The organism is Microbacterium sp. SMR1 (assembly GCF_003289625.1).
Taxonomy (GTDB): Bacteria; Actinomycetota; Actinomycetes; order Actinomycetales; family Microbacteriaceae; genus Microbacterium; species Microbacterium plantarum.
In genome coordinates this window covers 880142-903812 of sequence record NZ_QMBN01000002.1, presented here as the reverse complement: position 1 = coordinate 903812, position 23671 = coordinate 880142, and the positions used below count along the sequence as shown (strand labels likewise).

Below are 23671 nucleotides of genomic sequence, written 5' to 3'. Positions count from 1 at the left end.
GGGTTTCGGGTCGCCCCTCAGGCTCGCAGCGCGGCATCGGCGAGCGACCACTTCTGGGCCGTCTGCATCATCCAGAACACCAGGAACAGCACCAGGGCGATGAGCTCTCCTGCGAGCACGACGGGGAGGTCGAACAGCACCGCCGACACGACGGTCGCGGCGAGATCGACCAGGAGCGCGATCGCGACGATGACGTAGCCGATCCGCGTCCGCTTCGCCGGAGGGTGCGCTTCGGAGGGCCGCAGCGCCTCGGCGAGCGCGACGAGGGCGATGAGGATGAAGAAGCCGAAGGCCGCGACGGTGTGACCGTAGCGGACGAGCAGCTGCGGCGCGAGCGTCCACACGAGGGCCACGCCGGCCAGCACCGCCGCCGCGACGGCGAGGGTCGGCCCCGTGTCGCGGAGGGCGACGTCGCCGCGTCGTGCCAGCACGAGACCGATCGCGAGCACGACCGCGCCGATCACGAGGTACGTCGCCAGAGCGTTGTCGAGGTCGTCCGTGAACCCGGCAGGAACGCACGGGGCAGCGCAGTCGATGACGACGCCGGGCACCTCGCCGGCCGAGATCGGCGTCGGGATGATGGCGATGAGCGGGGCCAGGAGCGCCGCGACATCCAGCAGCACCCGTTGCGGGCCCCGCCCGGAGAGCGCGAGCAGGCAGGCCGCGGCCGCGACGAGGGCGGCGGAGAAGACGTTGCGGGCCGAGCTGTAGAAGTAGTGACTGACGCTGGGCAGCACTCCCACGTCGGGGATCGCGAAGAGCACCGCGAGCATGATCGCGACCGGCGCGCCCGCGAGGGTCAGGCGCAGGTAGCGATACGTGCGCTGCGAGGTCGAGACGGCCGGCACGACGCCAGGCTAACGGCGAGGTCGGACGTCCGCCGCATCCGCCCCGGTGACCGGAGCGGATGCGGCGGCGCGGCGCGTCAGGAGACGGCGGCGATCTCGTTCGGAACGTGCGGCAGCTTCACCGTCTGCACGATCTCAGCCGTCGTGAGGTCGACCGCGACGAGCTCGCTGTCCGCCGGGTCGGTGACGTAGGCGATGTCGCCCGCGACCTTGACGGCCGGGTGCGGAGCCTGCCACTCGGCCGGACCCTCCCACGGGTCGACAACAGGCAGGGACTTCGTGATGCCCCCCGTGGCGGGATCGATCCAGTGCAGCGATCCGTCGGTGCCGATCAGCACGGCCTCGCCGGCCGGCCCGCGCGCGATGCCGCGGAAGGTGTACTCGACGCCGGCGGGCAGCGCGACCTTGGTCAGCGACTTCGCCTCGGTGTCGACGAGGGCGATGTTGCGCAGCAGGTAGCCCTCGGCGTCGGGGTCGTCCTTGTAGTCCATGACGACGAGCGGGCTGTCCTCCGCGACGAAGGCGTTGCCGATCCGGCCGTACGAGTCGGGCGAGGTGACTTTGGTGATCTCGCCGCCGTCGTAGATGATCGCGCCGTTCTCGCAGCCGAACACGACGCGCTCGCCCTCGGCGGTGCCCTCACCGTGGACGCCCGGGCAGTCGGCGTTGGAGGCGACCTCGGTGCCGTCCGCGTCGAGCACGCGGATGCCGGTGCGCCCCGCCTCTCCGCCGACGGTGGTCAGGAGCGTGCCGTCCTCGAGCTCGACCGAGACGCCGTGGTGCGCCTCGACGCCGGCGATCACCTCGGCGTCGGGCAGCGCGCCGTCGAGCTGTGCGAGGTCGGCGGTGTCGAAGATCGTCGTATCGCTCGTCGCGTCGTCGTAGAGCACGGTCTTGCCGCCGTGGACGACGACGTGTCCGGCGGCGGCCGCCGGGACGACGAGGTCGGTGAGCTCGGGCTGCTGCACGTCGAGCAGCTGGAAGCCCTCCGACGTGGTGACCATGACGTGGCGGCCGTCACCGGCCGCGTTGAGCCGGATGAAGTCCTCGGAGTCGAAGTCTCCGATCACCTCGAGCTCGTCGCCGCCGAGCACGAGCACACCGCCCTCGTAGCCGAGCGCGACCCGGGGACCGGCGGGGACGGATGCCTCGGCCGACGCGTCGCCGGACGGGCTGGACGTCGCGGAGGGCGAGGACGAGCATCCCGCCAGCACCAGGGCTGCGGCGCCGGCGAGGGCGCCGAACTTCAGGGTTCTCTTCATGGGGTGGGTTTCCTTTCCAGGGAAATGCCTCATCGGGTGAGGCCGTCGGTGATGCGCTGGAGGTTCTGGCGCATCATGTCGAGGTAGGTGTCGCCGGGCTGCCCCTCTGGCGCGAGCGACTCGGTCAGCAGCGGCACGACGGACACGTCGCGCCCCGCTTCGTCGGCGAGGACGCGCATGAGCCGGTCGGGCTGCGACGAGTCGGCGAAGATCGTGCGGACCCCGGCCGCGTCGATCGCGTCGACGAGCTCCTGCAGGTCGGACGCGCTGGGCGCCGCGAGCGTCGTGCCGCCCGGCACGGCCGCCCCCAGGATGCGGACGTCGTAGCGGCGCGCGAGGTAACCGAACACGTGATGGTTGGTGACGAGCGCGCGGTGCTCGGCGGGGATGGACTCCAGACCGGCGGTCATCTCCGCGTCGACCGTCTCGAGTTCCGCGAGGTACGCGTCGCCGGCATCCGTCACGGCTGTTCCGCCGTCGCCGGCGAGGTCGGCGAGGACCGGGGCGAGTGCCTCGACGACGCTCGCGGTCTGGGTCGGATCGGTCCAGAAGTGCGGGTCGACCGCGTCGGAGTCGAGGTAACCGAGGGTCTCGACGTGATCGCCCGCGACGAACTGGGCCACACCGTCCGCGGCGGACGCGTCGACGTGGTGCTGCACCCCCTCTTCGAGCCCGAGCCCGTTCGAGACCACGAGATCGGCACTGCGCATCGTCGCCGCGTCCTGGGCCGAGAGCTCGAAGGAGTGCGGATCGGCGTCCCGCGGCATGAAGGTGACGACGTCGAGCTCTTCGCCGGCGAGGTTCTGCACGATGTCGCCCAGGATGTTGGTCGTCACGACGACGGTCGGGCGGTCGCTTCCTGCCCCCGAGCAGCCCGCGAGCGAGACCACCCCGGCGACGACGAGGCCGAGAGCCAGCGCCGCCCGCCTCATCGGCCCGTCTCCGTGAAGAGGGCGGGGGCGTGCTCGGTCGCGAAGCTTCGGGCCACCCGCCCGCCGTCGGCGGGATCGAGCTCGAACAGCGTTCGCTCCGCGGGCCCGTTGAGGTAGGTGCGACGCTGGTCCGCGACGAGGTCGACGCCCGCGGCGAGCGCCGGGTCTGCGACGGATGCCGCCACCAGCGGCTCCGTGCGGGAGAGCTGCTCGCCCGTCGCACCGGAGATGACGATCACCGAGCCGTCGGCGGCGAGCGCGACCACGGTCTCGTCGGCGTCGTCGACGGCCGTCACGCGGACGATCGGCTGGCCGGCGTCGTGCGCCGTCCACGAGCGCTCGCGGGTGTCGAGCAGCCAGAACGCCGAGGACTCGGTACGACCGGCCACGGTGGGGCGACCCTCGCGGTTCGCGAACGACAGGGCACGGCTCGGCCCGCCCGCGGGATACGGGATGCTCTCGAGAGCCGTGCCAGCGGCATCCGAGACGGCGAGCACGGCACCGTCGGCGCATCCGATGACGACGCCCACATTCGTCGCGATGGATCCTGCCGGGTCGACGCAGGGCGTGGTGTCGAGTTCCGACCCCGAGGCGTCGACGCGGCGGATCTCGCCCGACCCGGCGTCGGCGATCAGCGCTCCCCCGGGGATCGGTGCGACAAGGGACCCGGGGGCATCGAGGTCGAGGCGGAAGCTCTCGACGATGTCGCCCTTCTTGAGCGCGTCGAAGTCGAGCAGCACGGCCTCGCCGCCGCGGTCGCCGTCATCGAAGTAGACGCCGACCCCGAGATCGCTCGTCACGGTGCGCGGTGTGCCGGAACCCTCGAGCTCACCGAGGATGCGGGACGGCGCCTCGTAGTAGTGGAAGTGGTCGATGTGGTTCCACGTCCACACGCCGCTGTCGATGATCGACACCTCACCCTCGCGGCCCGCGAAGAGGAAGCGTCCTTCGCTGTCGAGCGTGTCGGCGGGAGCGATGTCACCGAGGACCTCGGACTGCTCGTCGATCAGGTCGAGGTGGTGCACGGCACCGTCGGTGCCGATGCTGGTGAGGTGCAGCGCGGGCTCGGCGAGTTCGCGCGCCCCGGCGATGGCGCCGTGACCGTCGCCACGCGCGGTGGCATCGGCATCCGGAGTCGCGGCGGCCGAGTCCGACGGAGCGGCCTGGCAGCCGGCGAGCAGGGCGGCACCGGCGGTGAGAGCGATGAGCGAGAGAGGTGCACGAGTTCTCATGCGGTCCTTTCCGGGGTGTTCGGGATGACGGATGCCGGCGCGCGGCGCCCGTCCGGGCGGGTCAGGGCGCGCACGAGCGCGCGGATGCCGGTGGAGACGGCACCGGAGCAGATCGCGGTGAATGCGACCGTGGCGCCGGCAGCGGTGGCGGCGTGCCAGGAGATGAGCAGGCCCACGGCGACGGAGAGCGTGCCGATCAGGGCGGCGAGGATCATCGTGGGCACGATGCGCCGAGTCCACTGCCCGGCCGCGACGGCGGGGCCGAGGAGCATGCCGACCACCAGCAGCGAGCCGACCGCCTGGTAGGCCGAGACCACCGCGAGCGTGACGAGCCCGACGAGGACGATGTGGGCGGCGCGGGGACGGAGACCGAGCAGCTGCGCCTGTCGCGGGTCGACGGTCAGCGCGACGAACGCGCGGTGCCCGAGGGCTGCGACGACGACGGTGACGATGAGCGCGACGGCGAGGGCGACGAGTTCGGAGGGACCGATGGCCAGGATGTCGCCGAAGAGGATGGCCGAGGCATCCGTCGCGAAGCTCCGCGACGCCGAGATGACGATGATGCCGAGCGAGAGGCTTGCGACGAACAGGAGTCCGATGCTGGTGTCGGCCGAGAGGCGGCCCCGGCGCTGCAGGGCTCCGACCCCGAGCGACATCGCTGCCGCACTGATGGCAGCGCCGGCCATCGGCGGGAACCCCGTGAGGGTCGCGACGGCGACCCCGGGAAGCATGCCGTGCGCCATGGCCTCGCCGAGGAACGCCATACCGCGCAGCACGACCCACGTGCCGACGATGCCGCACACGATCGCCACGAGCGCGCCGCCGAGCAGGGCGCGCTGGACGAACGTGACGGCGAAGGGATCGAGGAGGAGGGACACGGTCGACGACCTTACATGAAAGTGAGAACCGTTTTCATTTGCAATACTGGGTGGATGTCCAGCTCCACCACCCCACTCGTCCCCGGTGGCTCCGTCGTCGCCCTGCGGGAGGTGACCGTCGCCTTCGACGGGCACCTCGCCCTTCACGGCGTGGATCTCGACGTGACCGGCGGAGAGGTCCACGCGATCGTGGGCGCCAACGGGTCGGGGAAGTCGACCCTGATCGCCGTCGCGGCCGGGCTCCTCTCCCCCACCTCGGGAACGGTGCGCCGGGAACCCGGCATCCGCGTCGGTCTCGTACCGCAGACCTCGAACGACGGCGCCCGCCTGCCGCTGACCGTGGCCGACCTGGTCGCGATGGGGCGCTGGCGCGAGCGGGGACCATTCCTGCCGCTGCGGCGCAGCGACCGCGCGCGCATCGCCGAAGCGATCGACACCGTCGGGCTGGCCCCGCTCGCTCGGCGGCCGCTCGGCCTGCTCTCGGGCGGCCAGCGCCAGCGGGCGTACATCGCGCAAGCCCTCGCGCAGGAGGCCGACCTGCTGCTGCTCGACGAACCGATGAGCGGACTGGATGCGGCATCCCGCGACGCCGTCGCATCCGCTCTCGCCGCCGTGGCGAGCACGGGCACGGCCGTCGTCGCCGTCACGCACGATCTGGCCGAGCTCGGCGACGTCGATGCCGTGTGCCGCCTGGTCGACGGGCGCGTCGTCGAGAGTTCTTCCGCCGCGCCGCGTGGACGCGGACACCGCGGCGCGGCTACCGTGAGAGCGTGACCGCTGCTCCCATCGATGCCACCACCACCGCCGCTTGGACCGACCTCGAGTCGCTGAAGAAGGGCTTCACCCCCGACCTCCGCGGGTGGTTCGACAGCGACCCCGGGCGCGTCGAGCGTCTGAGCCTGCCGCTGGCCGACCTGCACGTCGACCTGTCGAAGAACCTCGTCACCGACGAGATCGTCGCCGCCCTCGTGCGCCTGGCCGAGCAGACCGGCGTCGCCGAGCGCTACGCCGCCATGGTCTCGGGCGAGCACATCAACACCAGTGAAGACCGCGCGGTGCTCCACACTGCCCTGCGTCGCCCCGCCGGCGCCTCACCCGAGCTCGTCGTCGACGGCCAGGACATCGACGCCGACGTCCAGGCCGTGCTCGAGAAGATGTCGGCCTTCGCCGACCGGGTGCGCTCGGGCGAATGGACCGGCATCACCGGCAAGAAGGTGACCCACGTCGTCAACATCGGCATCGGGGGCTCCGACCTCGGACCGGTCATGATCTCGGAGGCGCTTCGGCCGTACGCGACCGCCGGCATCCAGGCGCGGTTCGTGTCGAACATCGACCCGTTCGACATCGCGAACAAGACCGCCGACCTCGACCCCGAGACGACGCTGTTCATCGTCGCGTCGAAGACCTTCACGACCCTCGAGACCCTCACCAACGCGCGCCTCGCCCGCGACTGGCTGTGGGCCGGGCTGCAGGAGGCCGGCGCGATCGACGACGGCGAGGCGCAGAAGACGGACGCCGTCGCCCACCACTTCGTCGCCGTCTCGACCGCGCTCGACAAGGTCGAGGCCTTCGGCATCGACCCCGCCAACGCGTTCGGATTCTGGGACTGGGTCGGCGGCCGCTACTCCGTCGACTCGGCGATCGGCCTGTCGCTCGTGATCGAGCTCGGCCCCGACGCGTTCCGCGACCTGCTCGCCGGCTTCCACGCGGTCGACGAGCACGTGGCATCCACCCCGCTCGAGAAGAACGTGCCCGTTCTCATGGGCCTGCTCAACGTCTGGTACACCAACTTCCTCGGCGCGCAGACGCACGCGGTGCTGCCGTATGCGCAGCAGCTGCACCGCTTCGCGGCCTACCTGCAGCAGCTGACGATGGAGTCGAACGGCAAGTCGGTCCGCTGGGACGGCACGCCCGTCACCTCCGACACCGGCGAGGTGTTCTGGGGCGAGCCCGGTACCAACGGCCAGCACGCCTTCTACCAGCTGATCCACCAGGGCACGCGGCTGATCCCCGCCGACTTCATCGCCTTCGTCAACCCCGCACACCCGCTCACGGACGGCGGCCGCGACGTGCACGGGCTGTTCCTCGCGAACTTCCTGGCACAGACGAAGGCGCTCGCCTTCGGCAAGACCGCCGACGAGGTCGAGGCCGAGGGCACGACCGGGGCGCTCGTCGCGGCGCGGACGTTCGCCGGCAACCGCCCCACCACGTCGATCTTCGCGCCCGCACTCACCCCGAGAGTGCTCGGCGAACTCATCGCGCTCTACGAGCACATCACCTTCACGCAGGGCACGATCTGGGGCATCAACTCGTTCGACCAGTGGGGCGTCGAGCTCGGCAAGCAGCTCGCCCTGCAGATCGCGCCCGCGATCGAGGGCGACGCCGACGCGCTCGCCGCGCAGGACGCCTCGACCCAGGCCCTCCTGTCCTACTACCGCACCCACCGCGATTCCTGACCCACAAACACACCGTCGACTCGCCAGAGAACGCGAATGCCGGGGCACCGGCATCCGCAGTTCTCGGCGAGTCGACGCGTAGGGGGCGGGGGTCAGGAGGGGGCCGTCAGGGTGTGCATGCGCTCACCGGCGGCGTTGAAGATGCTGATGACCTCGGCGGGGCGCGTACCCACCGCGCTGATGGAATGCGGGGTGCGGGTGTCGAACTCCGCCGCCTCGCCCCGCGCGAGGATGAGCTCCTGGTCGTCGAGTACGAGCCGGATCCGCCCGCTCAGCACGTAGAACCACTCGAAGCCGTCGTGGACCCGAGGGGCCGGCGCCTCATCAGACGGCGGGAACGTCACCTTGTAGGTCTGCACGGGTGAGCTCTCGCGCGTCAGCGGCGCGACGACATGACCGTGCCGGGTCGTCGCGGGCCGACGCACCCGGGGATCGGGATGCTCGGCGGGCACGAGATCGTCGATCCGGATGCCGAGCTGCCGCGTGAGCGGCACGAGAAGCTCGAGGTTCGCCTGACGCTTGCCCGACTCGAGCCGCGAGAGCGTGCTCGTCGACATGCCCGCCCGCTCCGCGAGCTCTTCGAGGGTGAGTCCGCGTTCCTGCCTGGCCGCACGCAGGCGCGGGCCGATCTGGTCCAATCCGGTCATGCGTCTAGTTTGCCATTTCTGCAAACCTGTTTGCCAGCGCGCATTCGAAACCGGATGCTGTTCGACATGCATGATCTCGATCAGGACGTCGTCATCGTCGGCGCCGGCCCCGCCGGCCTCAGCGCCGCGCAGATGCTCGGACGGGCCCGCCGCCGCACCCTCGTGCTCGACTCCGACAGCCCCCGCAATCGGTTCGCCGAGCACATGCACGCCGTCGTGGGCTTCGACGGGACCTCGCCCGCCGAGCTCCGCCGGCGTGGTCGAGAAGAGGCGGAACGCTACGGCGTCGTCTTCCGCTCAGCACGCGTCGCGTCGGTGACCGAGATCGACGGCGGCCTCGAGGTCGGCCTTGCCTGCGGCACCGAGCGGATCACGACGCGAGCGCTTCTCGTCGCGACCGGCGTCTCCGACCGCATGCCCGACGTGCCCGGGCTCGCCGAGCGCTGGGGACGGACCGTGCTGCACTGCCCCTACTGCCACGGCTGGGAAGTGCGCGATCGCCGCATCGGCGTGCTCGCGACGTCGCCGATGAGCCTGCACCAGATCGAGCTCGTACGGCAGTGGAGCCCCGACGTCGTGGCGTTCACCGCTGCGGCGGGTGACCTCGGGGACGACGTGCGGGAGCGGCTGCGCGCTCGCGGCATCCGCACCGTCTCCTCGCCCGTGGTCGCCGTCACCGGCCCGGCGGAAGCGGCGGACGACGCCGGCGACGCAGCGATCGGCGATGTCGTGACCGCCGATGGGCAGCGTGTGGCGATCGACGCGATCTTCACCGGCGGACACCTCGAGCCTCACGACGGCTTCCTCGCCGGGCTCGACCTCGCCCGCGCCGACGGACCGGTCGGGTCGTTCATCGCCGTCGATGCGGCGGGGGCGACGAGCCACCCCCTCGTGTGGGCCGTCGGCAACGTCGTCGCACCGATGGCGAACGTTCCCCTGTCGATGGGCGCCGGGTCGATGGCCGGCGCCGCGGTCAACGCCGCGCTCGTCGGCCGCGACGCCGCCGCAGCGCTCGAGCGGCGCCGCGGTCACGCCGCCGACTGGGAGGCGCGATACGCCGAGACGGACCGGGTGTGGTCGGGGCGGGTGAACGAGACGACCTCGACGGTGATCGCCGAGCTCGAGGCCGCGGGCTCGCTCACTCCGGCCACGGCGCTCGATCTGGGCTGCGGCGAGGGCGGCGACGCCCTGTGGCTCGCATCGCGCGGGTGGTCGGTGACCGGCGTCGACCTGTCGCCGACGGCGGTCGCACGGGCCCAAGCGGCCGCCCGTGACGCTCAGGTCGACGCGACCTTCGTCGCCGGGGAGATCGACGCGGCCGAGCTCGGCGAGTTCGACCTTGTGACGACGAGCTTCTTGCACTCGTGGGACCCGGAGTTCTCCCGCATCCCGCTCCTGCGCGCCGCCCTGCGCCACGTCGCCCCGGGCGGACGACTGCTCGTCGTGTCGCATGCCGGCGGACCGCCGCGCGGGCCCGAGGACGGCGAGCCGCACGACCATCCTCCGTTCCCCACGCCCGCCGAGGAGCGCGCCGCGCTCGACCTCGACCCCGCAGAGTGGGTGGTCGAGCGTGAGGAGATCGTCGAGCGGCGAGAGATCCGCGAGCACGGGGCCTCTGCGGCATGGGGCCACGCGGCATCCCGTCCCCCGCACCCGCTCGACGGCGTCCTCCTGCTCCGCCGCCTCCCCTGACCCCGCCTACGTAAAACGTCGACTCGCCAGAATCTGCGGATGCCGGGGGCCCGGCATCCGCGATTCGTGGCGAGTCGACGTCGGGGGTTGGGGGTTACTTCTCCAGGACCAGGAGGGGGGCGCCGGTCGTCGTCGGGCCGAAGCCCACGGGGTCGACCGTCGCGAAGCCGTCACCGTTGAGGACGATGACCGGCGTGATCAACGGGTAGCCCGCCTTCTCGATCACGGCACGGTCGAACGTCACGAGGGGCGTGCCCTGCTCCACGCGGTCGCCGGCCTTGACGTGGACCTCGAAGCCCTCGCCCTTCAGGTTGACGGTGTCGATGCCGACGTGGATGAGCAGTTCCACCCCGTTGTCGAGCTCGAGGCCGAACGCGTGACCGGTCGGCTGTGCAGCCGCGACGGTTCCGGCACCGGGCGAGACGACGGTGTTGCCCGTCGGCTCGATCGCGACACCCGGACCCATGACGCCGCCACCGAAGACGGGGTCCGGCACCTCGGAGAGCGCGACGGCCGTGCCGTCGAGCGGAGACGCGATCTCGATCGCCGCCGACACCTCATCGGTGGCGCCGGGCTTGTCGAGGGTCGCGGTCGCGGTCCCCTGCGCGGTCTGCGCGGGTGCCGCGGTCGACGAGCCCGAGGCCGCAGCCGCAGCGGGCGCGGCCGCAGCACCGGCAGCCGTCGCGCCGGCCTTCGCCTCGGCCTTATCGCGCTGCGCCTCGAACTCGGCGCGCTGCTCGGGCGTGCGGTAGTCGCTGATGATGACGAGGGCCATCGCGACGACGAACGCCGCGAGCACGGCAATGCCGTAGAGGACGACCGAGTCGAAGGCAGGGATCGTCAGGAGCGACGTGAACACGAACGCCTGCGTCTTGACGCCACCTCCGATGCCGATGATGAGACCACCGACGAGGCATCCGACGAGCATCCGGGGGTAAATGCGCTTGAAGCGCAGGTGGATGCCGTAGAGCGAGGGTTCCGAGATGCCGCCGAGCAGACCGGCCGCGAGGGCTCCCGTCGCCGTCTGCCGCATCTGCTTGTCACGGGCACGCCACGAGATCCACAGCACGCCGGCGGTCGCGCCGAAGCAGGCGAAGTTCCACGCACCCATCGGGCCCTGGATGAAGTCGTAGCCGAGGTTCTGGATGTTCAGCAGCATGATCGCGTTGATCGGCCAGTGCAGGCCGAGCGGAACCATGAAGGGATACGCGAGCGGGATGACGACCGCGAAGATGAACGGCGAGAAGTCGTTGATCGAGCTCAGCAGGTTCGCGAGACCGGCACCCGCGTACACACCGATGGGGCCGATGAGGAAGGCCGTGAGCGGGATCATGATCAGCATCGCCAGGAACGGCACGAAGATCAGCTGGATGTTCTCGGGGATGACCTTGCGCAGCCCCTTCCAGAGCAGCCCGAGCGCACCCGCCATGAGCAGCGGCGGGAACACCTGCGAGCTGTAGTCGAAGATCGTCAGCGGCAGACCGAAGACCGAGACGGTCGTGATGTCCGAACCGAGGAAGTTGATCTGCTGCGCGCCCTCCTGGGTCGCCAGTCCCGAGAACTGCGGCAGCATCACGACGGCCATGATCGCGAAGCCGACCCACGGGTCGGCCCCGACCTTCTTGGCCGCGTTGTAGGCGACCATGAGCGGCAGGAAGATGAAGACGCACTGCCACATCAGGTTGACGAACTGCCACGACGGGTCGAGGACGACGCCCGGGGCGTTCCAGGCCGGGATGACCCCGAGCGTCGCCATCAGCGCCATGAACGTGATGAACAGAGACGCGCCCAGCAGCGCGCCGAGGATGGGGCGGAACGAGTCCGAGAGGAACTCGAACAGGGAGTCGAGCCAGGCGACCTTGCCGCGCGGGCCCTTCGCGCGCTCGCGCGCCTTGACCGAGTCGATGTCGTCCTCGTCGACAGCGCCACCGCCGGCGCCCGACATCGAGGGGAGCGCGTTGATGTCGTTGTAGACGTTCTGGACGGCTCCGCCGATGACGACCTGGTAGCGGTTCCCGGCCTGCGGCACGGCGCCCATGACGCCGGGGATCGCCTCGACCGTCGACTGATCGACGTTCGAGGAATCGCGCAGTTGGAAACGCAGGCGCGTGGCGCAGTGCGTCAGACTCTCGATGTTTCCCGGACCGCCGACGGCGTCGACGATCGATTCAGCGGGGCTTGTCGCCATGGCTTCTCTCCTGTTCTCCGACGGGTGGCCGGAGTTCTTCGCCCGGAACTTTACCCTGAGAATTCGCCGGGAACGAGGGCTTGACCAGTCATGGCCTGACCACACTCGTTTCCGCTCCCCCGGAGGAAGATCTCCGCGCCCGACGACCCCGGGCGCCCTGTACGAGCGCATCCCCGATCACGAACGCGGCGAGCGGCAGGCCGACGAGGGGAAGGAAGTACCCGATGCCGATCGCGACGGCCACCACGAGCACGACACCCCATACCGGCGCGTTCGGAAGGGCCTCGCCGGGGACCGTGCCCATCCGGCGAGCGGGGTCGCGGGTAGGCCGGCGCTTCCACCACATCAGGTACCCGAGCACGACCATCGTCGCGATCCCTGCGGCGACCACGAACAGGACGAGCTGATTCACGAGGCCGAACATCGACCCCATGTGGAGGTCGACGGCCCACCGCGCGAGCTTCGCCATGAACGGGTAGTCCGCGAAGTCGACCCGGTCCACGACCGCGAGCGTGTCGCCGTCGATCGCGACACCGTCGACCTCCGTCGGGAAGCTGCGCTGGATCTCCTGGACGACCCACGCCTGCCCCGCAGCCGAGGGCGGCCGGATCTCGATGAGGCCGACGTTCACGTTCTCGGTGCGCGCGACCGCGAGCACGTCGTCGAAGGTGTCGGGTGAGACCGCGGCGGTCGGCGCCGCGACGACCCCGTGGTCCGCATGAGCTCCCGCACCACCGCCGGAGCCGGTGTCACCGAGCGCCGTCGACAGCGCCGGGTTCTGCCACGACAGTGCCGCTCGCAGCGTCGAGACGTTCGCACCGCCGTAGGTGGACCACGTGATGCCGGAGGCAGACAGGAAGAGCGCTCCGAGCACGAGCCACACTCCGAGCGACGCGTGCCACCCGAAGAGGCGTCGGTAGCCCCGCGCTCCGCGCTTCGGGCGGAACAGGTCCTTCTTGGCGCGCGCCGTACGCAGCCGCACCACCCAGAGCGTGAGCCCGGCCACCACGACGATGCCGAGCCACGAGGCGGCGAACTCGCTGTAGAGGCGGCCCGGCTCGCCGAGGTGGAGATTGCGGTGCAGGTCGCTGACCCACGCGCGAAGCGGCAGCGCGCCGCTCGTGCCGTAGACCGTCAGGTCGCCTCGGATCTCGCCCGTTCCGGGGTCGACGAAGACAGCGCGGGTCTGGCTCGGACCGAGCCCCTCCTGGGCGAACATGACGCGCGTCGTGTCGCCCGCTGCGGGCGCGGGCCGCACCGCCGCGAGCGAGGCGGCGTCACCGATGTACCCCTCGGCGATGCGGACCTGGTCGCCGATCGGGAGTGTCGTCTCGGTGACCGGCGCGCTGAGCTCATGGGCGTAGATGACGCGCTCGAGCTGCGGCGTCACGACGTAGACCGCTCCGCTGAGCGCCGCGATCAGGATGAACGGGCCGACCAGGATGCCGGCGAAGAAGTGGATCCGCAGCAGCAGCGGCATGACCCACGCACGCGACCGCCGGGGCGGAGCGTGTTCGCGGGACGTGGTGGCGGGCGCGCCGCCCGTATCGGCGGCGCCGTCGGTGGACGCGTGTGACTCCGTGATGGACATGGGACTCCTCGGTCATCGGGGTGCCGGCACGCGAAGCATGGTCAGCGCGCACGACGGATCGCCCCGACGGGCGCCGGGGCGTCAGAGAGCGAGGAGAGCGGGCGGGCCGCGACGCGCGGGCGCCGCGACGAGGGCGCGAAGGCGCGGTGTGCGAACGCTCGACGCGAGGGGGCGCAGACGTGGCGGCATCGGCGCGGAAGGGACGGCATCCCGAGTCACAGACCGCAGCCGCGTCGCGATGCGCCGCGCGAGATCGGCGAGCGCCGCGAGCAGCCGTTCGCCGCGATGCAGCAGCAGGGTCGTGATGGCGGCCGCCAGGATGTGGGCACCGATCATCGCGGCGTCCGGGGCTGCCGCAGCGATCGCACCAGGCGCGGACGGGGATGCCGGGAGCGACATATGTCCCGCGTGCAGGCTGAACGGCCCCGTCAGGCCCGACGCCGGCGTGGGAATCCGTGCGGAGCCTGCGAGCGGCACGACTCCGAGAGCGAACATGACGTGGAAGAGCGTCTGCGCGGCCGTGACCGCGGCACCGAGGCGCACGACCGAGACGCGGCGCCCGACGACGGCGAGGCTGATCATCAGCGACAGCGCCCACGGGAGGGCGGCGCCCAGCGCCGAGGGCGGTTCGCCTCCCGCTGCGACGTGCGACAGCAGAGCGACGAACGTGGCCAGGGTCGCGGCAGCGGCGGCTCGCAGCGCGCGCTGGTGGCGAGACGGGGTCACGTCGCGGCGGTCGGTCGGCCGGCGTCAGACGCCGACGCGGGAGAAGGCGTCGAGGCTGATGCCCTGGTCGAGGACGGTCTTCGACCACTCGCGCGCCGAGTGCAGTGAGTGGTCGCGGTAGTTGCCGCACTCGAGAGCGGAGACGCCCGGGATGTCGGCCTCGACGGCCTCCTCGGCGATGAACCGCAGGCTGCCGGTGAGCGCCGCGACGACATCGGCGACCTCGGGCTCGCCCCACATGAGCAGGTGGAAGCCGGTGCGACATCCGAACGGCGAGATGTCGATGACCCCCGCGATCCGATCGCGGAGGAGACCCGCGAGCATGTGCTCGATGGTGTGGATGCCGGCGGTCGGGATCTCGCCCGAGTTGGGCTGCACGAAGCGAACGTCGAAGTTGGTGATGGTTCCGCCGTCCGGTCCGTGCTCGACGCCGATCCGGCGCACGTACGGGGCCAGCACAGCGGTGTGATCCAGCGTGAAGCTCTCGATTTCAGCCACGTGTTCCTCCTTCGACTTCAGCCACGTGTTCCTCCTTCGACGCGGACGGTCGGACGGCCGCCGAGCGCCGCCGTTCCGGCCAGAGTAACGCTCCCCGTCATGGGCTCGGCGCGCTCGGGCATTCAGGTTACGTCCAGGGACTGTCCGGGACTCGTCCAGACTCAACCCGCAGACTCGGGGAGTTTTGTGCGTCCGCCCGAGACGCCCGCCGCCTGTCGCGGTGCCCGCAAACATCGAAGGACCGCCCCTGTTCGCATGACTTCTTCGTCGAGCCAGACCACCCGCCGCGACCTGCGGCGCTCCGCCAGCGTGAGCTCCAGCTCCGCATCCCGCCGCTTCGTCCGTCCCGCCGCCCTCACCCTCGGGCTGGCCATGGGGCTGACCGCGGTCGTGGGCACGACGGCCTCGGCCGCACTGCCCACGGCATCCGGCCCCGCACCGGTGATGCAGCGCGCTGCACTGGTGACCGCCGCGGCCACGTCGACGGCGAAGCCGCTCAGCGCGATCGAGCAGGCCACGAGCGACGCCGTCGCCGCGGCTGAGGCATCGGTCGTCGAGGCCGCCACCGTGACCGGCGACGTCTCAGCCGCCGCGCTTCCGATCGAGGGCGACACGACGATCGACACGACGCAGCTGCGCGAGCGCATCGAGGGCCTGAAGGACACCGAGGTCATCCCGACGCTGCTCCTGCCCGACCTCACCGACAAGCTCACGGACGCAACCGACGACGTGCAGGCCGAGACGGCCGACCTCCGCGGACGTCTCGAGGCCGCACAGGCGCAGAAGGCCGCCGAGGAAGAGGCCGCGCGGATCGCCGCCGAAGTGGCCGCAGCCGCTGAGGCCGCCGCGAAGGCGAAGGCCGAGGAAGAGGCCGCCGCGGCCGCAGCGCAGCGTTCGAGCGGCTCGCGCTCCTCGTCCTCGTCCTCGTCCTCGTCCGCGCCCGCTGCTTCGGCGGTCGCTTCGACGGGCGACAACTCCCCCGGCGCCGCGCAGCAGGCCGCGAGCAACATGCTCGGCGAGTTCGGCTGGGGGCAGGACCAGTTCTCGTGCCTCGTCTCGCTCTGGAACAAGGAGTCGGGCTGGAACTACCAGGCCTACAACAGCGGCAGCGGTGCGTACGGCATCCCGCAGGCGCTTCCCGGCAGCAAGATGGCTTCGGCCGGTGGCGACTGGCAGACCAACGCCGTCACCCAGGTTCGCTGGGGCCTCGGCTACATCTCCGGCCGCTACGGCTCGCCCTGCGGCGCCTGGGGCCACTCGCAGTCGGTCGGCTGGTACTGATCACCGCTCGCTGACGGTTCGCGAAAGCGCACGTCCGCACGGTCCGCTCACGCGGAGACCGTGCGGACGTGCGCTTTCGCCGTTTCGGAGCGGGGTCAGTCCTCGTCGAGGGGGTCCTCGTCGAGGGGGTCCTCAGCCGTGACCTCGAGCGTCGGAGCTTCCTCGATCGGGTCGATGGGCATCTCACCGGGTGCGACGAAGGGCACGTTTCCATTGAGGCTCATGGTGGTTCCTCCCTGCAGTTCGTGAGTGGCTCACGCTACGACGTCGCCAGCGAGCGGTCAGCCCCGTTGCCGTCCAGCGATACCGGGTGTACCCACTGTCGGAGGGCGGGAGTACCGTCGGTCGCGACGAGGAGGTCACCGGCTCGAAGCGGGGGCGCAACCGCCTGCACGTCGACGTGTCGGTCGCACCCGTCGACGGTGCTCGCCGCGCGACGGCCGAGGCCGTGGATGCCGACAAGGATCGTCTCGTCGGGCTCGGGGCGAGCGTCGTGCGGCTGGTGGAACAGCAGTGGGGCGCGTGGCCCGAGCGGTATTGGCAGATGCGAGACCCCGAAGGCAACGAGTTCTGCCTCCAGTGATCGTCCGGCATAGGGTCGAGGGCATGGCCCCCCGCATCCTCGCCGTCGTGAACGGCCGCATCGTCCCCGTGTCCGCGCCCGTCATCGAGAGCGGGACGGTGATCGTCACGGACGGCGTGATCACCGCCGTCGGCGGGGCCGAGACGCCCGTGCCCGACGGCGCCGAGATCGTGGATGCCGCGGGGCGCTGGGTTCTGCCCGGGTTCGTCGAGGCCCACGGCCACCTCGGAGTCCACGAGGACGGCGAGGGCTGGTCGGGCAACGACACCAACGAGATGACCGACCCCAACGGCGCCCGCTTCCGTGCGCTCGACGGCATCGACATCGACGAGGTCGGGTTCCGCGACGCCCTGCGCGGCGGAGTCACCTCCGTCGTGATCAAGCCGGGGTCGGGCAACCCGATCGGCGGACGCACCGTCGCCATCAAGACGTGGGGCGGGCGCACCGTCGACGAGCAGGTGATCGCCGAGAACGTGTCGGTGAAGTCCGCCCTCGGCGAGAACCCCAAGCGCGTCTACGGCGACAAGAAGCAGACGCCCTCGACCCGCCTGGGCGTCGCGTCCGTGTTGCGCGACGCCTTCGTCGGCGCCCAGAACTACGTCGCGAAGCGGGATGCCGCGGCGGCCAAGGGCGAGCCGTTCGAGCGCGACCTCGGCAAGGAGACGCTCGCTCAGGTGCTCGACGGCACGCTGCTGTGGGATCAGCACAGCCACCGTCACGACGACATCGTCACCGCGATCCGGCTCGCCGAGGAGTTCGGCTACCGGCTCGTCGTGAACCACGGCACCGAAGGCCACAAGATCGCGGACGTCCTGGCCGAGAAGGGCATCCCCGTCATCTTCGGGCCGATGCTCACCTCGCGCTCGAAGGTCGAGCTGCGCGACCGGGCGATCGGGGCGCTCGCCCTGATCGCCGAGGCCGGCGTCACCGTCGCCATCACGACCGATCACCCGGTGGTGCCGATCGACCAGATCCGTCTGCAGGCGATCCTCGCCGTGCGCGAGGGCCTCCCGGCGGATGTCGCGTTGCAGGCGCTCACGACGAACCCGGCCAGCATCCTGCGGCTCGACGACCGCGTCGGCGCGCTCGAGGCCGGGCGCGACGGCGATCTCGTCCTGTGGTCGGGCGACCCGCTCGCGGTGGAGTCGCGAGTCGAGCACGTCGTCATCGGCGGCACCACGGTGCTCGAGACCATGGACGACGGCGATGTGCACATCGTCGAGCGGTGGGAGCGGTTCGGCCGGTCCAGCTGGCTCCGCTGAGCCGGAGTCCATTCCGGCCGCGAACGCAAGCGGTACGCCGTCGCACCGGTTCGGGTGTGCACTGAGGGGATGTCGAACCTGCCCCTCTGGCTGCTCCTCCTGGTCTTCGCCGCTGCCGCCGCCGTGGTGTGGGTGGCCGGAATCCAGCTCTCGAAGTCGACCGACGTCCTCGACGATCGCTGGCATATCGGCAGCGCGTTCGGCGGGCTGATCGTGCTCGCTGTGGCCACGAACCTGCCCGAGATCGCCATCACCGTCAGTGCCGCCATCGCGGGCAACCTCGAAGTCGCCGTGGGCAACATCCTGGGTGGCATCGCGCTGCAGACCGTGGTGCTGGTGATCCTCGACCTGTTCGGCAAGCGCGGTCGCGGGGTCAGGCCGCTGACCTATCGCGCCGCATCCCTCGTCCTCGTGCTCGAAGCCGTGATCGTGGTCGCCGTGCTCGCGGTCGTGATGGCGGGGAGCCAGCTTCCCAGCGACCTCGTCGTCGCACGTGTCACCCCCGATGTCGTGCTCATCGCGGCGCTGTGGCTCGCCGGGCTCTTCCTCGTGCAGCGCGCCGGCAAGCACCTCCCCTGGCACGAGAACGGCACGTCGCCGGGTGCGAGTGAACACACCCCGGGGCACCGGCGCGCCAAGCCGCGGCATCCGCATCATTCGATGAGCACCGGGGCGGTCGTCGCGATCTTCGCGGTCTCCGCGCTCGCGACGCTCGGAGCCGGTGTCGTGCTGGAGCGGGTCGGCGACGCCATCGCCGACGAGATCGGCCTGTCGGGTGTGCTGTTCGGCGCGACCATCCTCGCGCTCGCGACCGCGCTGCCGGAGATCTCCACGGGGCTGCAGGCCATCCGTCAGGGCGACGACAATCTCGCGATGAGCGACATCTTCGGCGGCAATGCGTTCCTGCCCGTGCTGTTCCTCGTGGCCACCCTGATCTCGGGCCAGGCGGTGCTGCCGCAGGCGAATGGAGCCGACATCTACCTCACCGCGCTGGCCGCGCTGCTGACGCTCGTCTACGTCGTCGGACTCATCTTCCGGCCCGCGAAGCGGATCGCCGGGATGGGTGTCGACTCGCTGACCGTGCTCGTTCTCTACGGCGCGGGAATCGCGGGGCTCTTCGCCGTCGCCGCGTGACCCGACCGCGACGGGCGGGCGACTCAGACCTCGTCGGAGCGCGGCGACCGCACCGACCATCCGACCCGCCGCAGCGCATCGGCCAACCGCGCGGCCTCTGTCGCCGCGACATCCCACGACACGTCCGAGCAGACGTCGACGGCGAGCGGCGGCGGGTCCGCGAACTTCGGGATCTGCACCTCGGCCCATACGTCCCGGCCCAGCCCGACGCGCGGGAAGGCCGTACCTGCATTCTCGATCGCCCCGTCCGATACGAAGGCGATCGTCTCGAGGGCATCGGGCTTGGCGATCGGCAGGTCGACGACGAGCGTGACCACGAAGGGTCCGCTGGCGGTGTCTCGGCCGTGGGCGTGCACGCGCTCATCCTGACAGACCCGCGGCACTGCGGAGGCCGAAAACCGGATGTCGTCGAGGTACCGGCTCAGCGTTTCCGATGATTACGAAAAGATAACGGGAAAACCCTTGCTCGTCGTTACCTCGCCGTTATAGAGTGCTCGCACGGTAGCTGTTTTGCTGTGGCAGCCACCGGCATGTGATTGCAGGAAACTCTTGGTGCAAAGGGACGAGGGTCCGACCGAATGCCTCTTCGGTCGGACCCTCAACTGCTTTCCGGCTACGCGAGCCGACTGCGCGGACGACGCGTCAGGCGCCGCCACCACCGCCTCCGCCGCCTCCCCCGCCGGCGGACCCGCCGCCGCTCGACCCGCCCGACGTCGACGACGACGACGATGCCGCCGACGACAGCGTGCCGATGCCCGCCGCGAAGGATGACGCATCGAACGCCGCCGTTCCCGCGTACCACACCGGTGTCGCGATGCCCGCGTCGCCGTAGAGCGCCGTCAGGTGCGCAGCCCACTCCTTCTCGCGGCCAAACAGCACGGCGTACGGCAGCAGCCGTTCGTAGATCCGGAGCATCTCCCGGGGGTCGTCCGTCGCGACCGGTTCGCGCTCAGCACCGGTCGGCGACTGCAGCATCCGGATGCGGTCGGCTTCGGCCCACCGGATGAAGAGATCGAGCCCGCGCAGGTGATCACGGACCTCGGCGCCCGTGTCCGACAGCGGCTCACCGGCGACCGCGAAGACGACCACCAGGAACGACGCCGCCGCCAGAACGATGCCGACGATGGGCAGTGCGGGGTGGACGTAAGCGTTCAGCGCGAGCGCACCGAACAGGATGACCAGACCCGACGCGATGGCCCATGCGGCGACGGGCCAGCCACGCACTCCCGCCGGCACGGGCTTGTACATGCCGCGACCGCGGAGACTGTCTTTGGCCATCTTCAGCGCCCGCTGGGTCTCGGTGGACAGCCGGGTGTCGGAGGATCCGAAGCGGTAGACCTCGCCACGACGGTGATGCGGGAACATGCCGCGCAGGAGTCTGCGCCCGTTCTCGTCTGCGGCCCGAGGGTCGACGAGCTCCGCCTGCAGCTTCGCACGTCCCCAGCGGCTCTTCCCATCGTCGACGATGCGGATGGCGCCCACCAGCGCCAGCTCGAGAACCTCGGCGGGAATCGCCTTCGACGTCTTCTGCAACAGCACCGCCGCGTCGATCGCATCGATGCGGCGCGGTGGCGCGTACTCGGCGATGACCGTCGGGCGCCCGGGCTCGTCGCGGAGGTACCGCCGGCGATTGCGCAGCGCCCAGCCGGTGGCGCCGGCGAGCAGCGCCGTCGACCCGGACTGGAGCCATCCGAGCGGCGACGCCAGGAACCCGGTGTCGTACACCTCGAACGTGCCCTCCTCGAACCCGACGGCGAAAGTGAGCGTCTCGTGCGGCGCGAGGTCGGTCGCCGAGGCGGTGATCGCGGTTCCGTACGGTGAGGCGACGATCTCGGGACACGGCGTGGTGCTGTCCTGCTCGCCGACATAGCAGGCCTGCCGGCCGGCGAGGGCGTCCGCGATAGCGGGGTCGACCCGCAAGGTGGCCGTCACCTGCCGGAACGGCTGATTCCAGTCGGTGCCGTTGACGTCCCAGTAGAACTCGAGCCCGGTGTCCGGGAAGTCCCACACGACATTCTCGAGGTCGTAGGTGAAGACGAAGGTGTTCGGCCCGTGCAGGTACTCGGGCCCGCGCGTCAGGATGCCGAGGGTGCCGTCCTCGCTGTCGGTCTCGACGGGACGGGCATCGCCGTTCTCGTCGGTGACCGAGATGAGTTCCGGATGCAGCGGCTGCCCGTTGTAGGTCTCGGGCAGAAGGCGGCGCATGCCCCGGTTCTGATCGGACGGGGGGAAATCGGCGACGAAGGTCTCGACGACCCGCATCCTGGCCGTGCCGTCCTCGTCGCGGCTGAGGGTGTAGTCCACGGCGAGCGAATCGAAGACGAAGTCGTCGAGATCGGCGGATTCGTCGGCGGATGCCGCGGCAGGGACCGCCAGCCCGAAAAGGCCCGTGATCAGCACGAGGACCACGATCGCGAGTGCCGCCCGGGTGCGACGCATCATGCCGACCAGCTTAGGCGGGCAGTAAAGTTGTCGCCATGAACGATCGTCGTCGCGCCGTTGCCGCGTGGGAGAGTCTCTTCCGCGCGCAGCACGAGATCTTCGACGACATCAGCAATGACTTCGCCGGCGATGAGCTGACCCAGGCCGAGTACGACGTGCTCCTGACGGTCGCGCGAGGCACGGGCCATCGCGCTCGCCTGCGAGACGTCACCGCGAACATGCTCATCAGCCAGCCGAGCGTCTCGCGCCTGGTCGATCGGATGGTCGCGCGCGGCCTCATCACCAAGTGCGGCGACCCGACGGATGGCCGCGGCGCAATGCTCACGGCGACGCCGGAGGGGCTGTCGGCGTTTCGTCGACTCGCCGCCGCCCACGGCCGCTCCATCGCCGAACGGATGTCGGTGCTGTCGACCGAAGAGCTCGAGCAGCTCGAGCAGCTGACGACGAAGCTGCGACGTCTGTCCTGACGACCGCGGTCGGGGTTGCGGGTCGCGCGGCCTCTCGCGATGTCGATTCCTCCCCCGGCGGGACGGTGCCCCGACTTTCGACAACAGAACATAGGTTCGACTCGGATGTCGTACCCGCTGCCACAATGGGAACATGACGGCGAGTGACGGGGGTGGCGAGGCGCGACGCGACGACGTCACGCCGTCGCAAGCGCTCGCTTTTGCGAGATACGCGGAGGCCCTCGACCTCTCTCACGCCGCTGACATCGCTCGCACCCGGGCGCTGGCCGACCTGGGTCATGCCGCCCTGCACGACGCGCGCCGCGACGGGGTGCGGGGTATGGCGTCGGACATGGAGCTGCGGTCGGTCGCGGCCGAGGCGGCCGGGATGGCGCGGCTCACCGATCGGCGCCTGCAGGGTGAGATCGACCATGCGATGACCGTCATCGACGACTACCCGGCCGTGTTCGAGGCGTGGGTGCAGCGGCGGATCGAACGCGGACACGTGGATGTGGTCGTGCGGGTCGGTGCGGGGCTTCCGAATGAGGTGCGGGATTCGTTCGCGGAAGCCGCGATCGGGGTGTGTGAGCGGGACGTGCCGTCGCGGGTGCGGGGTGCGCTGGATGCGTTGGCGGCGCGGTTGCATCCGCAGACGTTCACGGAGCGGCATAAGACCGCGGCCGCCGAACGGTGCGTTCGCGTGTTCCACGGGACGGACGGGATGTCGAATCTCGTCGCCAACCTTCCGACGGTCATCGCCGCGGGGATGCTCGACCGACTGACGCAGATGGGGCAGTCCGTGAAGGACGCGCGGACCGCGGGTGCGGGTGCGGCTGCGGGGGCGGATGCCGCCGGGGCGGGCGAGTCCGCCGATACGCGGACCATGGACCAACTGCGCGCCGACATCCTGGGCGACCTCGTCCTCGGTGGGGCGCCCGTGGTCGACCCGACGTACGGGACGGACCGGGCCGGTGGGCTCGGGGCGATCCGGGCACGTGTACAGGTGGCGGTCACCGCCGAGACGTTGATGGGGCGTGACAAGAACCCCGCCGAAGCCGTTGGGGCCGGGCTCGTCGATGCTGACACCGTGCGGCAGCTCGCCGGACAGGTCAGCGAGTGGGACCGACTCTTCATCGACCCCGTCACCCGCACACCGGTCGAGATCGACACCTACCGGCCGACCGCTTCGATGAAGAAGCTCCTGATGGCCCGTGATCAGCACTGCCGGTTCCCCGGATGCCGCAGAGCCGCGATCCGCTGCGAACTGGATCACACGATCGATTACGCCCTCGGCGGCCACACCCACATCTTCAACCTCGCCCACCTCTGCCAACGACACCACTCGATGAAGCAATTCACCAAGTGGGAGGTCAGGCAGGTCGGCGGAGGGGTCCTCGAATGGACCTCACCCCTCGGCCGGATCTACCGCGAAGACGTACCCATACCCGCAGTCTGCTTCACCATCGACACCGCCGATCCGCCACCGGATGCCGCACCCGGTGGACCACCGCCGGGTGAAGCAGCACCCTTCTGAATGCTGCAGCCACGCAGTCGGGCGCGCGCATCGCGCACC

Annotated in this window: 22 protein-coding genes; 9 read left to right on the top strand and 13 right to left on the bottom strand. The window is 70.7% G+C overall.

Annotation, left to right across the window (positions count from 1 at the left end; genetic code table 11):
• Positions 1 to 17: 17 nt before the first annotated feature.
• From DO944_RS08835 to aztB, 5 genes are all read right to left on the bottom strand, one after another.
• A complete protein-coding gene (locus tag DO944_RS08835) occupies positions 18 to 848 on the bottom strand; it encodes a hypothetical protein (RefSeq protein ID WP_112616637.1) in 831 nt (276 codons plus the stop codon).
• A gap of 77 nt (positions 849 to 925) precedes the next feature.
• A complete protein-coding gene (gene aztD, locus DO944_RS08830) occupies positions 926 to 2110 on the bottom strand; it encodes a zinc metallochaperone AztD (RefSeq protein WP_112616635.1) in 1185 nt (394 codons plus the stop codon).
• A 29-nt stretch (positions 2111 to 2139) separates the two neighbouring features.
• The gene (locus DO944_RS08825; protein ID WP_112616633.1) at positions 2140 to 3042 is read right to left on the bottom strand and encodes a metal ABC transporter substrate-binding protein; all 903 of its coding nucleotides are present in this window, start codon (positions 3040 to 3042) and stop codon (positions 2140 to 2142) included.
• Positions 3039 to 4274, bottom strand: a complete 1236-nt coding sequence (locus tag DO944_RS08820; protein WP_112616631.1) for a hypothetical protein — start codon at positions 4272 to 4274, stop codon at positions 3039 to 3041. Before DO944_RS08820 ends, DO944_RS08825 begins: the two co-directional genes overlap by 4 nt.
• Entirely contained in the window at positions 4271 to 5152 is an 882-nt protein-coding gene (gene aztB, locus DO944_RS08815) for a zinc ABC transporter permease AztB (RefSeq protein ID WP_112616629.1), read from the bottom strand. The genes DO944_RS08820 and aztB overlap by 4 nt, the downstream gene beginning before the upstream one ends.
• A 54-nt stretch (positions 5153 to 5206) precedes the next feature.
• On the opposite strand from aztB, the gene aztA reads away from it, so the two are divergent.
• Positions 5207 to 5926: a zinc ABC transporter ATP-binding protein AztA gene (gene aztA / locus DO944_RS08810; RefSeq protein WP_112616627.1), complete on the top strand. Its 720-nt coding sequence runs from the start codon at positions 5207 to 5209 to the stop codon at positions 5924 to 5926.
• The gene (gene pgi / locus DO944_RS08805) at positions 5923 to 7608 is read left to right on the top strand and encodes a glucose-6-phosphate isomerase (RefSeq protein WP_112616625.1); all 1686 of its coding nucleotides are present in this window, start codon (positions 5923 to 5925) and stop codon (positions 7606 to 7608) included. The genes aztA and pgi overlap by 4 nt, the downstream gene beginning before the upstream one ends.
• A 92-nt stretch (positions 7609 to 7700) precedes the next feature.
• Here the strand turns inward: pgi and DO944_RS08800 are convergent, their stop codons facing one another.
• The gene (locus DO944_RS08800) at positions 7701 to 8255 is read right to left on the bottom strand and encodes a helix-turn-helix domain-containing protein (protein ID WP_112616623.1); all 555 of its coding nucleotides are present in this window, start codon (positions 8253 to 8255) and stop codon (positions 7701 to 7703) included.
• 66 nt (positions 8256 to 8321) lie between these two features.
• Here DO944_RS08800 and DO944_RS08795 point away from each other — a divergent pair, with 66 nt between their 5' ends.
• Complete coding sequence (locus tag DO944_RS08795) at positions 8322 to 9947, top strand: bifunctional NAD(P)/FAD-dependent oxidoreductase/class I SAM-dependent methyltransferase (protein WP_112616980.1); 1626 nt, start codon at positions 8322 to 8324, stop codon at positions 9945 to 9947.
• Between the two features lie 94 nt (positions 9948 to 10041).
• Here the strand turns inward: DO944_RS08795 and DO944_RS08790 are convergent, their stop codons facing one another.
• The 4 genes from DO944_RS08790 to DO944_RS08775 all read right to left on the bottom strand — a co-directional run bounded on the left by DO944_RS08790 (position 10042) and on the right by DO944_RS08775 (position 14950).
• Complete coding sequence (locus DO944_RS08790) at positions 10042 to 12135, bottom strand: glucose PTS transporter subunit IIA (RefSeq protein WP_112616621.1); 2094 nt, start codon at positions 12133 to 12135, stop codon at positions 10042 to 10044.
• An 88-nt stretch (positions 12136 to 12223) separates the two neighbouring features.
• Complete coding sequence (locus tag DO944_RS08785) at positions 12224 to 13726, bottom strand: PepSY domain-containing protein (protein ID WP_112616619.1); 1503 nt, start codon at positions 13724 to 13726, stop codon at positions 12224 to 12226.
• 81 nt (positions 13727 to 13807) lie between these two features.
• Positions 13808 to 14452, bottom strand: a complete 645-nt coding sequence (locus tag DO944_RS08780) for a hypothetical protein (RefSeq protein ID WP_112616617.1) — start codon at positions 14450 to 14452, stop codon at positions 13808 to 13810.
• Positions 14453 to 14476: 24 nt separating this feature from the next.
• Complete coding sequence (locus DO944_RS08775) at positions 14477 to 14950, bottom strand: S-ribosylhomocysteine lyase (protein WP_112616615.1); 474 nt, start codon at positions 14948 to 14950, stop codon at positions 14477 to 14479.
• A gap of 255 nt (positions 14951 to 15205) precedes the next feature.
• Between DO944_RS08775 and DO944_RS08770 the strand changes: the two genes are divergently transcribed.
• Complete coding sequence (locus DO944_RS08770; RefSeq protein ID WP_112616613.1) at positions 15206 to 16231, top strand: lytic transglycosylase domain-containing protein; 1026 nt, start codon at positions 15206 to 15208, stop codon at positions 16229 to 16231.
• A 95-nt stretch (positions 16232 to 16326) separates the two neighbouring features.
• Here the strand turns inward: DO944_RS08770 and DO944_RS15905 are convergent, their stop codons facing one another.
• Positions 16327 to 16455, bottom strand: coding sequence for a hypothetical protein (locus tag DO944_RS15905; protein WP_256978038.1), 129 nt, complete (start codon positions 16453 to 16455; stop codon positions 16327 to 16329).
• A gap of 86 nt (positions 16456 to 16541) precedes the next feature.
• Between DO944_RS15905 and DO944_RS08765 the strand changes: the two genes are divergently transcribed.
• From DO944_RS08765 to DO944_RS08755, 3 genes are all read left to right on the top strand, one after another.
• On the top strand, positions 16542 to 16814 hold the full coding sequence (locus DO944_RS08765) for a VOC family protein (RefSeq protein ID WP_112616611.1): 273 nt from the start codon (positions 16542 to 16544) through the stop codon (positions 16812 to 16814).
• A gap of 23 nt (positions 16815 to 16837) precedes the next feature.
• Positions 16838 to 18076 (top strand): amidohydrolase, encoded by a 1239-nt coding sequence (locus DO944_RS08760; RefSeq protein ID WP_112616609.1) that lies wholly within the window; start codon positions 16838 to 16840, stop codon positions 18074 to 18076.
• Positions 18077 to 18145: 69 nt separating this feature from the next.
• Positions 18146 to 19210: a sodium:calcium antiporter gene (locus tag DO944_RS08755; RefSeq protein WP_112616607.1), complete on the top strand. Its 1065-nt coding sequence runs from the start codon at positions 18146 to 18148 to the stop codon at positions 19208 to 19210.
• A 23-nt stretch (positions 19211 to 19233) separates the two neighbouring features.
• On the opposite strand, the gene DO944_RS08750 is transcribed toward DO944_RS08755, so the two are convergent.
• Together DO944_RS08750 and DO944_RS08745 are read right to left on the bottom strand one after the other, a co-directional pair.
• Positions 19234 to 19566: a hypothetical protein gene (locus DO944_RS08750; RefSeq protein ID WP_112616605.1), complete on the bottom strand. Its 333-nt coding sequence runs from the start codon at positions 19564 to 19566 to the stop codon at positions 19234 to 19236.
• Positions 19567 to 19852: 286 nt separating this feature from the next.
• Positions 19853 to 21652, bottom strand: coding sequence for a DUF2207 domain-containing protein (locus DO944_RS08745; protein WP_258524629.1), 1800 nt, complete (start codon positions 21650 to 21652; stop codon positions 19853 to 19855).
• Between the two features lie 35 nt (positions 21653 to 21687).
• Here DO944_RS08745 and DO944_RS08740 point away from each other — a divergent pair, with 35 nt between their 5' ends.
• Together DO944_RS08740 and DO944_RS08735 are read left to right on the top strand one after the other, a co-directional pair.
• The gene (locus DO944_RS08740) at positions 21688 to 22119 is read left to right on the top strand and encodes a MarR family winged helix-turn-helix transcriptional regulator (protein ID WP_112616601.1); all 432 of its coding nucleotides are present in this window, start codon (positions 21688 to 21690) and stop codon (positions 22117 to 22119) included.
• 133 nt (positions 22120 to 22252) lie between these two features.
• On the top strand, positions 22253 to 23632 hold the full coding sequence (locus DO944_RS08735; protein ID WP_112616599.1) for an HNH endonuclease signature motif containing protein: 1380 nt from the start codon (positions 22253 to 22255) through the stop codon (positions 23630 to 23632).
• Positions 23633 to 23671 lie beyond the last annotated feature (39 nt).